We start from the raw sequence: 13,735 nt of genomic DNA on the forward strand, positions 1-13,735 counted from the left end.
AGAGTTCAAGGTCGTTTCCTGCTTTCTGCTAGCGGAGAGCACAAAGCCCGGACCAGGGTCTAGCTGGTCCGGGCTTTCGCGTGCGGGATCGGTTGTGGCTCAGGCAGTGACGGCGAGCAGGACCGTGGCGAGAGCCAGGAGTCCGGCGACGCCGGTCAGCGCCATAGCGGTGCGGAGCCACCGGAACTTGAGAGCGGCGATGCGCTCGATGCGGAACGCCTCAGCGGCGGCGCTGTTCACGTCCGTCGTTTTGTTGGTGAGCGATTCGATGAGTTGCGCCGGAGTCGAGGGTCTAGCGGTGGGGTCCGTGCGGGGCCACAGGACGACCCCAAGCAGGGCGACGGCAAGGGCCGCAACAAAGGCGGCGGTGGCCCCGGTGACGGCCGCAGGGCCGTGGAGGTCAGCGAACGCGCCCGCAGCGACGCTGGCGGCGATCGAGGGCACGAGCCCGGAAGCGAGCGTCTGCGCCTTGGTGTCAGCCAATACGGTCAGATCGCGGGACTTCCTTCCGTGGGAGGCCAGATCGGTCATGACCTTGGGGGGCAGGTTCATGCGTCGTCGCCTTCGCTGATGGCGATGATGCGGCGGGCGGCGGCGGCCCAGTCGGTCACGGTCGGGTCGGTGGTGTCGATGTCGAAGATGGTCACGGCGCCTTCGGGATGGAGCTGGACCTTGACGGTGTCGGCAGAGACATAGACCTCGGTGAAGGCCGTGCCGTCGGCCCGCATGGCGGGGATCGCGGAGTGGTCGAGGGTGAGCTTGGCGCCCTGGTGGTGCAGGTGCTCGCGGATCATGTGGACCGCGATCGGGTCGCCGTAGAGGTAGTGGCGGTTGCGGTGGCGGTGGGTCTTGCGGTACTTGGCAACGCGGCCCTCGATGTCGCGGATGCCCAGGTCGCCCCAGCCTTCGAGATGGGCGCGGATGAGCATGGCGGCCAGCTTGCCGTCAATGGCGCCGCCGGGCCCGATCGGGAGCGTGACAGTCATCGGCAGCGTGCCGGGGAAGTCCTCGATGTGGGCGGTGTCGCCGCCGTGGTAGGTGATGGCGGCGTACTCGGCAGAGGCGATGGCCGCGGCAGCCTCGGGGGTCTCGGGGGCGATGAACTCGTAGTGGTTGGACTCGAACTCGTCGCGGATGGCCTCACGGAGGTCCGGGAGGCCGGTGTAGATCACGGGATAGACCATGATGGGTTCCTTTCGCGGATGTGGTTGGGGCATAGCGGGTTACCGGACGTAGGGGGTGGGGTCGGCGGCGGCGAGGCGGGTGATCCGCTGCGCGGTGAACCCGGCGAACTCCCAGGAGCGGAGGCCGCCGCGCGCGTCGATGAAGGGCGCCGCGTCGATGAAGTGGGGGCGGGCCTTGTAGTAGAGGGTCAGGTCGTGACCGCGGGGGCTGGACTCAACCCACACCTCGTGCGACCACAGGTCATCGCCCGGCCCGGGTTCGGCGGCCCAGTCGATGAGGTTGGCCGTGTCGTCCTCGACCCTGGAGCACAAGACCTCGTCGGTGAGGCCCACGAGCAGGCCGCGGAGCTTCGCCGGGCGGCCGTGCTTGCCGGAGGCGGCAGGGCCGGTCGGCGGCGGGGCCGGGGTGCGCGGCGGCGGTGCGCCGTGGAAGTGACTGGTAGCGCCCTCGCCGATGGCGCCGATGGTGACCGGCCCGGCCGGGTTGACCGCGCCGATGGTGACGTTTCCGGATTCGCCGAAGCTGTACTTCGACATAGGTTGTCCTTTCTGGATCAGGGCCGGGCGGGAGCGGGTCAGCGGCTCCCGCCCGGCGGTCGGGTCTACGCCGGGTGTGCGGCGGCGTAGTACTTCGCGGCCTGCTCGGCCATGGCGGCGGGCAGGGCGATGAGGGCCTGGACATCGGCGGCGGTGATGGCCCGTCCGGCGGCGGCGAGTTCGGCGGCGCGGGATTCGACGGTGTGAGCCACGGCGGTGGGGAGCTTCGGGCGCGGCAGGTTGACCGGCGGCGTCGGCTCCGGCGACCGCGGCGCGACCGGCGGCAGGGCCGGGGAGACCGCCGCCGGAGCCCGGTCGAAGTCCTCGGCGAAGTCGGCGACGGTGACCGGCGAGGAAACGGCCGGCGCCGTCACTGCCGGAGCGTCTTTCGCCTGGTCGGCCTCGCGTTCGGCCTCTTCGGCGGCGAGGTGCGCGGCGATTTCGGCCAGGATCTTCGCCCGTGCCCGCCCGAACCGGTCTTGCACCACGGGCATGACCTCGGCGAGGCAGAACACGAGCGCCGGGAAGATGACGTGCAGGACGACCTCCACGACCGCCCCGCCGATCGAGGAGAGCACGTTCATCACCAGCGTGGACAGCAGCAGCGCCCACTTCGTGATCGAGACCCACCGGGACTCGATGCGGATGCCGCGGATGAGCATCGCCGCCTCCCACCGGAGCACGGTGATGAGCATCCCGGCGAGAGCGGGCTCGACGGCCCAGGCGCCCCACCACATCGGATCGGTGATCGAGGCGCCGTGGGCGATGAACCGCTGGACGCCGACCGTGGTGTAGGCCAGGCCGACCGAGAGGAAGAACCACAGCGCCCCGGTGATCGAGGAGCGGAGCGCGTCCAGTTCCACGACCTTCAGGTACGGGTCGTCGGCGATGGCGTGGACCTGCCGGGCGACCCCGAGCCGCTTGCGCAGCTTCTGGACCTTCTTGGCCTCTTCCTCGTCCTCGTCGCCGGTCGTCTTCTTGATGCTCTGTTTCGTTGCAGCCATGAGGGTTGCCCCTCCTTTCTCGGTCATGGCTCAGGCGACGAGGCGCAGGTGCGCGCCGCCCTGCTCATCGGATTCGGCGCGCTCATCGAGCACGAACTTGACGAGGGCCTTCAGGTCCTCGTCAGTGGCGAACGCGGCGCGGACGCGGACGGGGGTGCGGGTGCGCTCGACCACCTTGAAGCCGATGCCCGCCGTCTCGCCGACGTTCGGAATCTCGTCCGCGAGGGCCCCGCGGGTGCGGGCGCCGTCGCCGAGCACCATCTCGGGGTGGACGGCCGCGGTGACCCGCAGGCACACCCGGAGCGTGAACAGGTCGCGGACCGGGACGGTGTCCTTCGTGGGCTCCTGGACCGCGCCCCACATCAGGTGGCCGGTCGCGCGCCCCTGGGAGCCGACGAGCGCCATGCCCTGCCGGTTGCGGGCCATGCGCATCCGGTCCGAGGCGTAGGCCAGGACCGCGCCCAGCTCATCCACGATGAGGATGTTCAGCGGCGTTTCCACGCTCGGGGTGAACTTCCGCAGGCCCTGTTCGTGGAGTTTCGCCTGCGTGGCCTGCTGGTCTTCGAGGAACTCGGAGACGACTTCGGCGGACGCTTCCTCGCCGGAGGCGTACCGGTAGGCGATCGGGGCGGCCACGTTCAACTCGACCTGCTTGGGGTCGCACAGCCACAGCCGGACCGAGCCCGCCGCGATCATCGGCGCGAGCGTGAACAGCGGCGCCCACAGCACCGAGTTCTTGCCCGAGCCTGACGCGCCCGCGACGAGGAGGTGGTTGTTGACCACCGATTCAGTCCATTCGCGACCGAACTCGTCGTAGCCGAAGTGGACCGAGCCCAGGTCGACCTCCTCGACCGTGGCCGGGATCGCCGGGGCGGGGATCGTGTACGTGAACGGCTCGCGCCGCTGCACGACCAGGGCGACCCTGGTCGGGGCGATCTTCTCGACGGTGACCCGCTCGGCATTGAAGCACGCGGCGAGCACTTCGGCGGCGTCGATCCAGTGTTTGAGGGTCTGGCCCTTCAAGGTCTTGACCCACACCGTCTCCACGGCCGCGGAGTAGGACCGCAGGCGCAGAATCCGCGGCACCAGCAGCTCGCCAGTCGAGGGGTGCTCGCGGACCAAGTTCGCCTCGCGCATGTTCCGCCGCCAGCCGGGGCCGGTGTAGGTGGTCGACAGCCACCGCCGCCGGACGTTGCGCAGGTGGGGCAGGACCAGGTGATCGAAGGAGTCGGGGTGGGCCCGGCCCCAGGCGATGGCCGCGGCGAGGCCGGTTCCGGCGACCGCGGCGGACAGCTCGGGAGCGGTCGCGGCGGCGTAGCCAAGGGCAGGGACCCCGGTCGAGATGAGCGGGTGCCGGGCGGCCCAGGCGGCGGCGCGCCATTCGCGACCGGTCTTGCGCTTGGACTTCGAGTGGTTTTCGGACATGACAGATACCTCCCGCCTATCGGCGTGATTCGTTGCGTGCGTTAAGGATTCGTTCGATTCGGCGGATGTGACCGCCCCCTCGGACCCCGTGTCCCGAGGGGGGATCAGACCGGCCGAAGCGCTAGAGGAAGCTCAGGAGATCGTCCCCGTCCGGGTTGAACCGGGCCGCCTCATCGAGCAGGACCGACAGGACCGCGGCGGAGCCGACGAACCGGCGGTGCGCGGCGTTGAGTCCCAGCCCCCGATCGGGGACCTTCTTCATCGAGTCGCGCAGGTTGGACATGGCGAGGTCGAGGGCCCCGTTGAGTTCCTCGACCTTGTTCTGCGTCAGTGCCATTGGTGGTTCCTTTCTCTCCGGGAGCCCTACAGGCTCCACTCCCAGGTCTTGAGCTGCGATTCGTGGCGGACGATGGCGACCCGCAGCGACGCGAGGTCCTCGTAGACCGCCTGGAGGGCCTGCTTGAGGACCTCCTTTTCGATCGCCTGCCAGGCGCCCGAGGTGTTCTCCGGGACGTAGTCCACGATCGCCTTGTCGATGTCTTCGAGGACGAAGCGGACGCCGTCGAGGTTGCCCATGAGGGCGGCGTACTTCTTGGCGGATCGGGCGTTGATCCCGAGCCAGTCGATCTTTTCCATCGGCGTTGACCTCCAGTTGTCTCGCCGGACTGGGCACCGGTCGGTGACCACAAACCCCCACCACCCGGCGTCCGGGTCGATGGGGGAATGACGCCACCGCGGCGTCTAGGCGCGAAAGATGAACCGCGCCCACGCCCGGCGGATGAACCAGACGTTCAGCGACAGCGACGCCAGCAGCGCCAGACACAGCACCACCACGAACAGTTCCATCCACGCTCACCTCCTCTCTGTGTTGTTGCGGCCCTTCACAACAGGCCGTCCGGATTGAGCCGGAACCAGGTCTCGGCCTCGCGCTGATCGGCGACGCACTCGACATGGACCGTGTGCCCGGCCAGCAGGTGCCGGGCGTACAAGATGACTTCCGGGGGCGGACCGAACTCGAACCCAGGGTCAGCGCCCGTGGCCTCGCACCAGTCCGCGAAGTCCCGCACCGCCCCGAACCCCTCGAACACCCCGGTCAGCTCGCGACCGGCGATCCACCGCGGTTGCACCGTCCCGGCGGGCAGCACCTCAGCGAGGGCCCGCCGGAACAGCGCATCAACCTCGGCAGGGTCGCGACCGGCGACGATGCGCGCTACTTCGGCGGCAGCTACCGCCACCGCTCCTCCTCGGCCTCGCGCCGACGAACGTCGTAGTCGAGGTCAACGCCGCGGTGCTCGCAGTGCTCCAAGACCATCCGTGCGCCGCCGCCGACCGAAATCCGCGGCAGTTCACCACGATCAGCGCACCGCTCGCACAACGTCAGGCAGATGACGCCGACGACGGTGTCGGCCTCGTAGACGGCGAGGTCGCCTCCCTTCGAGCAGGAAGCGCACTCGTCATCGACGGGGCAGTCCAGCGTCCCGCGATCGATCACGACCTCACCCCCGCAAGCCCGAGATGGGCGCGGTGCGCCTCGACGCACATCGGCGCGACGAACGGACTGACCGGCGGCAGCTCGCCGCGGTCGGCGCAGGACTCGCAGACGGTGACACAGGCCGCGCCCGCGTCCGTCTCGACCTCGCGGACCGTGAGCTTGCGCCGCCGTCCACAGGAGGCGCATTCTGAAGCCACGGGACAATCCCGCGTCTCGATTGAAAGCATTTCCACCTCTTTCCCTGTGACCCGCACATCGACGTTCGACGTGCACAAACCCCCACGGAGATGCGTCTCCTTTCCTTGCGCCCGTGGAGGAATGAACCCGGCGACCGCGACACGATGTGTCTATTGCGGACGGCGAGTCAGCCCGGAAAAAGGCAAGCTCAAACACCCTGTTGAATTCAGTGACAACTCACCAGCGAAGGGACCCGCGCGACATCCCGTCAGCGCCGACCGCACCTCACCGGTCTCGCGCCCTCGCCGGACTCAAACCGGCCGCCCCGTCAAAACCCGGGGGAAGGGCCACCAAGCAGCGCCAGCCGCTAGCCCTTGGGCGCAGGAACCAGGCCCTCAGCCTGGAACTTCTGCGAGACGAAGGTCCGGCCCTTGTCGTTGGTGAACTCCGAAACCGAGACCGAAGCGCGATCGAGCTGGATGTACATGCCCTCGTCGAACTCCTGGTCCGGCTCGCGGGTGAACTCCACCTTGATCTCTTCGCCCTTGAGCCGCTTGCCGAACGCGGACTTCTGGAGCGGCTTCGCGAAGACGCTGACCACGTAGATGGGCTCATCCGTGTCGAAAGTCTTCGCGGTCACCATCTGGCCGTCCTTCTCGAACATCTTCAGCTCAGGCATCTCAGTGACCATGAGCGAGTAGCCAGTCAGGTTGATCGGGAGCTTCTGAAGCATGTGTAGAACCTCTTTCCGTTGCCCTCACCAGGACCTTCCCGGAGAGCCACCGTCGATTCGGTGTGTATACCCACTAGCGTATACCCATCTGTGTATACCTAGCAAGCCTCTGGGTATACACAGATTGTGTGAAGCAGCTCACATGTTTGGGCGTTCGGTGACCCCGATTTGCCCGAAGGCGACAGTTAGGCCAAAATGGCACCCATGCTTGAGCTTTCCCCGCAGCGCCGACAGGAGCTACTCCAACTGCTGGATGAGCCAGAGCGAATGAAAACCGAGTACCCCTTGCTTGCCCGCTACTCGGAGACGGCTCCGTTTCTTGCTGGCACGGGGAACGACGAGGTAGACGCGTCCTTCGAGCTTCGCTTCCTTCACTACATGTCGGCAGCCGCACCAACAGACCCCTATTGGTCCATCGTTTCGCCACTGGTGTCGCGGATCGAGGGCCGCCGGGTCCTAAATGGCGGCTCGCCGGACGGCAGCCCTCGGCTTGGGTTCGCGCAGACCGTCCTCCAGGAGGCGTTCGCGTATGCCGTTCCATCACCCGAGACGATTTCCTGGATTCGAGCAATCACACAGGGGCGCAAGGTAATCGAGGCCGGAGCCGGAAGAGGGTACTGGGCACATCAGATGCGGTCGCAAGGCATCGATGTCCTCGCGTTCGATGTCGAACCTCCGGACGCCGCCGACAATGCCTCGTTCTCGCCTCCAGGTCGGCAGCCACAAACATGGCACGAGGTGGAGAAGGCTGGACGCCTAAGCCAGCTTGCCCTTGACGCCACCGACGCCGTGCTGTTCCTCTGCTGGCCTCCTGGATGGGGTAACACCATGTCGTCCGAATCCCTTGACGATTTCGTGAACTCGGGAGGTAGCAGGCTCATCTACGTGGGCGAGCCAAAGGGCGGAAAGACCGGTGACCACCAGTTCTTTTCCGCCCTATCGGATTCCTGGGACCTAGAGTCCACAGATGATGAATTTGTCTCTTGGTGGAACTTGAACGACCAAGCTCAGTTTTGGGTTCGGAAGTCCGGGTCCCTGAACTGATCGCTGTCTATCGGACCAAGCGCCATTCGAAACACGAACGCGTCGTAGCGATCCGGCGGATACGACACGTCCGAAACCATCAGTGTTTGTCCGTCGCGCGTACTCCATCGCTGGTGAACCTTCTTCACCAGTGTGCCGATACCGACTCCCAACCAAGCGCGATGTACGGGATTTGCCATGTCATCCCTCCACGTCTCTTCCAGCCAGTAGGCTCCATCCGTGCCATTCCGGCCAATGGGTTGATACGTATCCGAAATGGATGCGGGCTTACCATCATCCGACGCCCTCGTGACCGTGTGCGTCACGGCGTCTCCCTCGGAGAGCTTGAACTCGTCGCGCAACCAAGGGCTCGCGAGGATGTCGTTGACTTCGCGCTCCACCTTGATGTTACCGTTCGATTCGTGACGGTAAGTCTCCTCCGCGCTTTCCATCTGGCGCTCAGGAGAAACGCGAATGAGCCTCGTCTGGCTAGAAACGAAAACGCCCTTTCGAGGCATCCTTTTTACCAGCCCCTGAAGCTCCAGCAAGTCGATCGCGCGACGAACAACGATGTTCGACACTCCGTATGCTGCCTCAAGATCGCTGTAGCTCGGGAGCCGAAGCCCAGGCGGATACTCACCGCTTCGGATTTTGCTAGCAAGGTCCGCAGACATATCCACGTATGCGGATTCAGCCATCTTTGCAACCCCCTTTCTAGTTTCGGTTGCTATCTCAGTATACACAGCTTAGTATACACAAGGAACCCCCGAGTCTAGTTACGTTCAACTCTCCCATTACCCGCCTAATGCGATCTTTTCTCCCCTTGTCCCACTGCGCCCAATCGTCATTGCTCGCCTTCCTCTCCGCTCGACGTTCCGTCTGGCTCGATCGTCCGGCGTCGACCAAGCTCCACCGGTTCAAACTTTCTATACGTCATCAAGGGCGCGCTGCGCGCGCCTGGCGCGCGCCGCCCGCCCAGGGCATGCGGCCTTCGGCCGGTCCCTGTGCGGCGGCGGGCGCCAGCGAGGCGGACCAGGCGCGCGAACCGGCCGCCATCGCCACGACTACGAGCCGGGTGGGCGCAGGGGCGCCAGGGCAGCGACAGCGAGATTGTGGGGAGTGTCGCGATCTTCGAACATACGTACGTATGAATTGCGCGAGACTCCGGGCCCGATCCGAGCAGGACCGACACGAACGGCGTCCGGGCCCCCTTGGTCGAGGCCGTGGCGGTCAGCGTCACCACCGAAGGGACCAATTGCGCTACTTGCCGCCGCAAGCGTCGGCTGCGGCAAGGTGGCAAGTCCGTTCTGAGACAGGCCCATTGCGTCAGGTGTAGCGGTTGTGGCAATTGTGCGTAATACTGCGGCATGACATTCTGTGACCAATGCGGCCGAAAGCTCCCGCCGGGCACGGTCATGGCCTGCCCGTGGTGTCGGACCTCGCTCACTGGAGAGATGGCGCCAGAGCCGGTGGCGGGGCGACGGTGGGCGGGTCGTCCGGCGGCGGCCTCGATGGGACGGTGGCTGTGGTCAGCGATCAAGGCGCATCCGATGGGAACCACGGCGGCGGTCCTGTGCGCGTGGTTCGGGGTGCCCCTGGCGGTGCTGTTCGGCGCGGTCGGCGTCGTCGCCGGGGCGGTCCTCGGGTTCTTCTCGGGAACGCCCCTGGGCGGCCCGGTTACCGATCGGGTGTGGATGCTGCTGGACCTGGTGATTCCGCTGCCGGTGGCGGTGCCGGACCTCATCCCTGACATTGCGTGGCAGCTCGGCGCGATGCTGGGGCTCATCATCGGTGCCGTCTATGCCGGGGTCACGCTCGCGTGGTTGGGTCTGACCGGCTCGTGGCTGGTGTTGTTCGAGGCCGATCCGACGTGGCCGTTCTCCATGATGCTCGGGAACGTTGCCGCCGCCCTGGTCCTCGGTGCCGCCGTCACGTCGGTCATGGTCGCCGCGGAGCGGTGGCGCCTGACACGCTTTGGTGGCGCCCGCGAGGCGAGTGCGCGCGAGGCCGACATGCTCGCGCCCGCCGTCGCCGCCGCGGCCCGGACGCTCGGAGTCGCCTCGGTGCCGCATGTGCTGATCGCCGATGCCGGGCCCGCCGGAGTCCTCGCGCATGCGCGGCACCTGGTGGTCTCTCGGGCGCTCCTTGCCGAGTGTGCGGGTGATCCCGACCGGTTGACCGCGCGCATCGGCCGGGAGTTGATCCACTGGCGTGCAGGGCATCCGGTGACCAAACTGTGGGTCCAAGCGGTCGCGCTGCCGTTGACCGTGGTGTATGAAGTCGCCGCCCGTCTGCTGGCACCGTCGACCAACACCAGGGCCAGGCCCGCGACATTGGTGCTTTATCTGCTGCTGTGGCCGTTCGTGGTCACCGTGCGGCACATCATGGTTCCGATTCAAGCGGCCTGGTGGCGCCGGGCCACGGTCGAGGCCGACGCGATCGCCGCCGAGTGCGGTTGGGGCGCGGTGCTCGCCGACGTGCTCGCCGCCGCACCCGCACCCGAGGGCGCCGGTGTGGTGACGTGGCGGACCGCGTTCGACACCACCCCACCCGCTGAGACCCGGATAGACGCCCTGGAGCGCGCCGGAGTCCCCCGACGCGACCTCGCAGCCGACCTCGCCGAAGACCAACCGAGAAACGGCCGGCACGGGCTGCCGATGACCGAACTTCCCCAGCTCAGACGCCAGGAGGTGCCCGCCGATGCCGACTGACCACACCCCCGACACCGACACCGCCGAGGACGCCGCCGAGGTGTGTCGCCACGATGGCGCGCGCGCCGGGGCGCGGTTCTGTGCCTCCTGCGGTGCCGCCATCGCCGCGCCTGATCCCGTTGCGCCCGTGGAGCCCGCACCGCGGGCGGGTATCCCGCACCGAGCCCCAGGGGCGCGGCGGCGGTTGCCGCGTCGTGTCGTGGTCCCCGTCGCCGCCGGGGCGGTGCTCGTGCTCGCTGCGGTCGGCGCGCTGTACCTCGTGCAGGGTGCGCGGTACTCACCCGAGCAGCCCGCCCGAGAGCTAGCCGAAGCCCTGGAAGCCGGTGACGGGCCCGCCGTGGCGGCGATCCTCGGCGTCGAGGCCACCGACCACCCGATGCTCGCCGCCGGAGCCCTCGACACCGGCTACGAGGCTCCGACCGGCGTCGAGGTCGTCGGCGTCGAGTACGACACCGCGGGACAGTGGGAGGGCACCGGAGACGGGACCTCGGTGCGCTGGGTCGAGGACTACACCCGCCGCCCGGACATGGACCACGCCACCGTGACACTCGCCTATTCGCTTGGGGGGCAGGCGTACACGGTGGACCTGGACGCGACGCGCGAAGGCACCGGATGGGCGCGGCCCTGGAGCCTCAACCCCGCGCCCCTGGAGACGACGGTCAGAGCGTCGGCGACGCGGGCGGGTGCCGTGCAGCTCGCCGCCGCGAGCGTCAACCAGACCGCCGAAGCCGCGCAGTGGGACGACGAGGACGACGCTCCCGGGCTCCTGGTGCTGCCGGGGGTCTACACCGCCACCGCAGCCGGGGACGGCCTCTGGAGCGACGCACAGACCACCGTCGCGGTGCCGCTCGGCGAGGACGTCGCCGCGGTCCTGTCGGCCGACATCCAGCCCGACGCCGAGGACGCCGTCACCGCCGCCGTGGTCGCGCACATCGATTCGTGCGCCGCGGCGGGCGGGTACCCGGACGCATCGTGCGGGTGGCGCGAGGACACCGGCTGGATGACGATCATGCCCGCGGACACGCCCTGGAGCGTCGAGACGTACCCCGCCGTCGAGGTCGCGCCCGACTACACCGGGGGCCTGGAGGTCACCACGGTGACGCCGGGGTCCGCGGTCGCGGAGTACGAGACGGCCGCCGGAGAGACACGGACCATCACCGCCGAAGTCCACGCCAACGGCGTCGCGATCCTCGGCGACGACGGGACGCCGGTCTACACCCCGCAGGCGTGCGACATCGGCGCGTCCTACTGCTAGACGATTGGGGGCGCGATCGGGGCGCGGGGCGCGCTGGGGGCGCTCCGGAGGGACCGTTGTTGACCAACAATGACCTACAACGCCTCGACGGATGCCCAGGTCAGCCGCTAGGTAGCGCGATCTAGCTGGGGTTGAGAAATCTCACGCCCGATACCCGGCGTATCGGCCATCTCGTTCCACCTGTTCAGGCCGAGGCCGGGGGCTCGTCGGCCGGGTCGCCTTCGGCGAGGGGGCCGAGTCCGTAGTGGGACAGGAGCTTCGCGGTCGCGCGGGTCATCTCGGGGAGGTCGTGGGCGGGGTGCCACCCGGCGTCCCAGACTTCATGGCCGTCGACGATGACCTCGGTGGTCTCGGGGTCGCGGACGAGGCGGAAGACGTTGTCGACCCAGCGGCCGTTGGTGTGGACCACCGCGTTGGGCGTCGCGGGGACGAGTTCGTCGAAGTCGGCTTCGATACCGGTCTCCTCGCACAGTTCGCGGCGGGCGCCTTCGATCGGCTGCTCGCGGCGGTTGAGGAGGCCCGCGGGGAGGGACCAGCGCTTGCCCGGGGGCTGCTTGAGCATCAGGAGCCGTGTGCGGTCCGCGTCCATGACGAGGACGACGGAGCCGAGCGTGTACGTGGGCGTCGCGATCCGCACGATCCGGCGGCGCACCGGGTGCGGGAGGCTGTAGAAGACCGTGCCCACGAAGCGCCGCAGCAGAGGCGCTTTCCGGCGCCGCACAGAGGGAGTCACGCCCACACCCTACAGACGCGCGGAAGGCCCGGAGCGTGGCGCTCCGGGCCTTCAATGCACTGCGGCTACTGAGGGCCGAGCTTGCGCGTGCCCGTGTAGTACTCGTAGGTCAGGCCGCCGACGGCGAACAGAACCGCGACGATCCCGGCGGTGATGAGCCACGGGAGCCAGAAGACGAGGCCGAGGCCGGTGAGGACCGCGGCGAGCGCCAGGCCCAGGGGCCAGTAGGAGCCGGGGCTGAAGAAGCCGACCTCGCCCGCGACGTCGGAGATCTCGCCGTCGGGGCGGTCCTCCGGGCGCGGGTCGATGCGCCGGGAGATCACCCAGAACACGAGCCAGACCATGCCGGTCAGGAGGCCCGAGAAGATGAGGGCGATGGTGCCGACCCACTCGACCTGGCCCGGGTGCCCGTAGGCGGGGTTGTCGTTGAGGTAGGTCCAGTAGCCGTATCCGCCCGCGAAGATGAACATCGTGACGGCCACGATCGCGAACAGCTTGTTCTCGGTCTTCATCGCTGGTCCCCTAGCTCGCTTCGCCCGAGGCCGGGTCGGTGTTGAACGGGTGCGTGGTGGTCGCGTACGGGTCCTGGCCGATGAGCTCCAGCGCCTCGGGGGTGGTCATCCCCTCGACGCGGGCGTTCACGAAGGTCTCGTAGTCCTCGGGGGAGACCACGCGCATCTCGAAGTTCATGAAGGCGTGGTAGGCGCCGCAGAGCTCGGCGCAGCGGCCCACGAAGGTGCCCTCGGAGTTGAAGTCGACCTCCCAGCGGGTGGTCTGCGCTTCGCTGCCGGGGATGAGGTCGCGCTTGAAGAGCAGGTCGGGGACCCAGAAGGAGTGGATGACGTCCTCGGCGTTGCCGACGAAGCGCACGTCGTCCTCGTTGGGGACCACGATGATCGGGATGTAGTCCGAGTCGCCGGTCTCGGTGACGGCCTGGCCGTCGGCGCCGGTGAGGGGCTCGCAGTTCTCGTCGGTGTAGGTGAACTGCCAGTTCCACTTGAACGCCGTGACCTCGGTGCAGGCCTGCGGCTGCTCGCTCAGCTCGGTGACGTTGTCCTGGACGACGACCGTGTAGTAGAAGAGGATGCCGATGAGCACGAACGGCAGGGCCGTGAAGGTGAGCTCGGCGGGGAGGTTGTACTTGGTCTGGCGGGGCAGCTCGGTGTCGCTGTCCTTCTTCTTGTAGGCGGCGACGCACCAGAAGATCAGGCCCCACACGATGACGCCGACGGCGAGGGCCGCGATCGTCGAGCCGATCCAGAGGTCGAACATCTGCTCGGACTGCGTGGTGGGGCGGGTCCGCGGCCAGCCGAAGTAGAAGGCGTCGTCAAGGCTGCACCCCGCGAGGACGATTGGGAGCAGCGCGGCGATCCCGGTGAGACCTATCGCGCGGCGGGCTCGGCCGCGACGTTCTCGGGACGGTGTTCCGACCACCTGTCTCATGCCTTTCTCAGCGCTCGG

The 13,735-nt window shown here is 67.9% G+C and carries 17 protein-coding genes; 3 read left to right on the forward strand and 14 right to left on the reverse strand.

Features of this window, described 5'->3' with window-relative positions:
• Positions 1-99: 99 nt before the first annotated feature.
• The 10 genes from B0I28_RS15680 to B0I28_RS15730 form a co-directional block, all read right to left on the reverse strand.
• A complete protein-coding gene (locus tag B0I28_RS15680; RefSeq protein ID WP_106364800.1) occupies positions 100-552 on the reverse strand; it encodes a Pycsar system effector family protein in 453 nt (150 codons plus the stop codon).
• Positions 549-1,184 (reverse strand): hypothetical protein, encoded by a 636-nt coding sequence (locus tag B0I28_RS15685; protein ID WP_106364801.1) that lies wholly within the window; start codon positions 1,182-1,184, stop codon positions 549-551. Before B0I28_RS15685 ends, B0I28_RS15680 begins: the two co-directional genes overlap by 4 nt.
• Before the next feature lie 39 nt (positions 1,185-1,223).
• The gene (locus tag B0I28_RS15690) at positions 1,224-1,721 is read right to left on the reverse strand and encodes a hypothetical protein (protein WP_106364802.1); all 498 of its coding nucleotides are present in this window, start codon (positions 1,719-1,721) and stop codon (positions 1,224-1,226) included.
• Positions 1,722-1,786: 65 nt separating this feature from the next.
• Positions 1,787-2,725 (reverse strand): hypothetical protein, encoded by a 939-nt coding sequence (locus B0I28_RS15695; RefSeq protein ID WP_106364803.1) that lies wholly within the window; start codon positions 2,723-2,725, stop codon positions 1,787-1,789.
• 30 nt (positions 2,726-2,755) lie between these two features.
• Positions 2,756-4,150, reverse strand: a complete 1,395-nt coding sequence (locus tag B0I28_RS15700) for an FtsK/SpoIIIE domain-containing protein (RefSeq protein WP_106364804.1) — start codon at positions 4,148-4,150, stop codon at positions 2,756-2,758.
• Positions 4,151-4,271: 121 nt separating this feature from the next.
• Positions 4,272-4,487 carry a hypothetical protein gene (locus tag B0I28_RS15705; RefSeq protein ID WP_106364805.1) on the reverse strand — a complete coding sequence of 72 codons (216 nt, stop codon included), beginning with the start codon at positions 4,485-4,487 and terminating at the stop codon, positions 4,272-4,274.
• Between the two features lie 26 nt (positions 4,488-4,513).
• Positions 4,514-4,786 (reverse strand): hypothetical protein, encoded by a 273-nt coding sequence (locus tag B0I28_RS15710; protein WP_106364806.1) that lies wholly within the window; start codon positions 4,784-4,786, stop codon positions 4,514-4,516.
• A 245-nt stretch (positions 4,787-5,031) separates the two neighbouring features.
• A complete protein-coding gene (locus B0I28_RS15715; RefSeq protein WP_106364807.1) occupies positions 5,032-5,385 on the reverse strand; it encodes a hypothetical protein in 354 nt (117 codons plus the stop codon).
• On the reverse strand, positions 5,376-5,642 hold the full coding sequence (locus B0I28_RS15720) for a hypothetical protein (RefSeq protein ID WP_106364808.1): 267 nt from the start codon (positions 5,640-5,642) through the stop codon (positions 5,376-5,378). Before B0I28_RS15720 ends, B0I28_RS15715 begins: the two co-directional genes overlap by 10 nt.
• Before the next feature lie 544 nt (positions 5,643-6,186).
• Positions 6,187-6,552 (reverse strand): hypothetical protein, encoded by a 366-nt coding sequence (locus B0I28_RS15730; protein ID WP_106364810.1) that lies wholly within the window; start codon positions 6,550-6,552, stop codon positions 6,187-6,189.
• A gap of 204 nt (positions 6,553-6,756) precedes the next feature.
• Between B0I28_RS15730 and B0I28_RS15735 the strand changes: the two genes are divergently transcribed.
• Positions 6,757-7,596 carry a class I SAM-dependent methyltransferase gene (locus B0I28_RS15735; RefSeq protein ID WP_245888994.1) on the forward strand — a complete coding sequence of 280 codons (840 nt, stop codon included), beginning with the start codon at positions 6,757-6,759 and terminating at the stop codon, positions 7,594-7,596.
• Here the strand turns inward: B0I28_RS15735 and B0I28_RS15740 are convergent.
• Positions 7,560-8,273, reverse strand: a complete 714-nt coding sequence (locus B0I28_RS15740) for a GntR family transcriptional regulator (protein WP_106364812.1) — start codon at positions 8,271-8,273, stop codon at positions 7,560-7,562. The two genes, B0I28_RS15735 and B0I28_RS15740, sit on opposite strands and share 37 nt — an antisense overlap.
• Before the next feature lie 852 nt (positions 8,274-9,125).
• On the opposite strand from B0I28_RS15740, the gene B0I28_RS15745 reads away from it, so the two are divergent.
• Together B0I28_RS15745 and B0I28_RS15750 are read left to right on the forward strand one after the other, a co-directional pair.
• Complete coding sequence (locus B0I28_RS15745; protein ID WP_181245811.1) at positions 9,126-10,286, forward strand: M48 family metalloprotease; 1,161 nt, start codon at positions 9,126-9,128, stop codon at positions 10,284-10,286.
• Positions 10,287-10,485: 199 nt separating this feature from the next.
• Entirely contained in the window at positions 10,486-11,541 is a 1,056-nt protein-coding gene (locus B0I28_RS15750; RefSeq protein WP_106364814.1) for a hypothetical protein, read from the forward strand.
• 184 nt (positions 11,542-11,725) lie between these two features.
• On the opposite strand, the gene B0I28_RS15755 is transcribed toward B0I28_RS15750, so the two are convergent.
• From B0I28_RS15755 to ctaC, 3 genes are all read right to left on the reverse strand, one after another.
• A complete protein-coding gene (locus B0I28_RS15755; protein WP_219926795.1) occupies positions 11,726-12,274 on the reverse strand; it encodes an NUDIX hydrolase in 549 nt (182 codons plus the stop codon).
• 65 nt (positions 12,275-12,339) lie between these two features.
• On the reverse strand, positions 12,340-12,786 hold the full coding sequence (locus B0I28_RS15760) for a cytochrome c oxidase subunit 4 (RefSeq protein WP_106364815.1): 447 nt from the start codon (positions 12,784-12,786) through the stop codon (positions 12,340-12,342).
• Between the two features lie 10 nt (positions 12,787-12,796).
• On the reverse strand, positions 12,797-13,717 hold the full coding sequence (gene ctaC, locus B0I28_RS15765) for an aa3-type cytochrome oxidase subunit II (RefSeq protein ID WP_106364816.1): 921 nt from the start codon (positions 13,715-13,717) through the stop codon (positions 12,797-12,799).
• Positions 13,718-13,735 lie beyond the last annotated feature (18 nt).

Origin of the sequence: Glycomyces artemisiae (assembly GCF_003002955.1) — a bacterium.
GTDB classification, from domain to species: domain Bacteria; phylum Actinomycetota; class Actinomycetes; order Mycobacteriales; family Micromonosporaceae; genus Glycomyces; species Glycomyces artemisiae.

Bases quoted from the DNA above. Each gene is read 5' to 3' on its own strand.
- ctaC (WP_106364816.1), bottom strand. From the start codon at position 13,717: ATGAGACAGGTGGTCGGAACACCGTCCCGAGAACGTCGCGGCCGAGCC.
- B0I28_RS15695 (WP_106364803.1), bottom strand. From the start codon at position 2,725: ATGGCTGCAACGAAACAGAGCATCAAGAAGACGACCGGCGACGAGGAC.
- B0I28_RS15700 (WP_106364804.1), bottom strand. From the start codon at position 4,150: ATGTCCGAAAACCACTCGAAGTCCAAGCGCAAGACCGGTCGCGAATGG.
- B0I28_RS15740 (WP_106364812.1), bottom strand. From the start codon at position 8,273: ATGGCTGAATCCGCATACGTGGATATGTCTGCGGACCTTGCTAGCAAA.
- B0I28_RS15745 (WP_181245811.1), top strand. From the start codon at position 9,126: ATGGGAACCACGGCGGCGGTCCTGTGCGCGTGGTTCGGGGTGCCCCTG.
- B0I28_RS15705 (WP_106364805.1), bottom strand. From the start codon at position 4,487: ATGGCACTGACGCAGAACAAGGTCGAGGAACTCAACGGGGCCCTCGAC.
- B0I28_RS15760 (WP_106364815.1), bottom strand. From the start codon at position 12,786: ATGAAGACCGAGAACAAGCTGTTCGCGATCGTGGCCGTCACGATGTTC.
- B0I28_RS15735 (WP_245888994.1), top strand. From the start codon at position 6,757: ATGCTTGAGCTTTCCCCGCAGCGCCGACAGGAGCTACTCCAACTGCTG.
- B0I28_RS15680 (WP_106364800.1), bottom strand. From the start codon at position 552: ATGAACCTGCCCCCCAAGGTCATGACCGATCTGGCCTCCCACGGAAGG.
- B0I28_RS15730 (WP_106364810.1), bottom strand. From the start codon at position 6,552: ATGCTTCAGAAGCTCCCGATCAACCTGACTGGCTACTCGCTCATGGTC.
- B0I28_RS15690 (WP_106364802.1), bottom strand. From the start codon at position 1,721: ATGTCGAAGTACAGCTTCGGCGAATCCGGAAACGTCACCATCGGCGCG.
- B0I28_RS15710 (WP_106364806.1), bottom strand. From the start codon at position 4,786: ATGGAAAAGATCGACTGGCTCGGGATCAACGCCCGATCCGCCAAGAAG.
- B0I28_RS15685 (WP_106364801.1), bottom strand. From the start codon at position 1,184: ATGGTCTATCCCGTGATCTACACCGGCCTCCCGGACCTCCGTGAGGCC.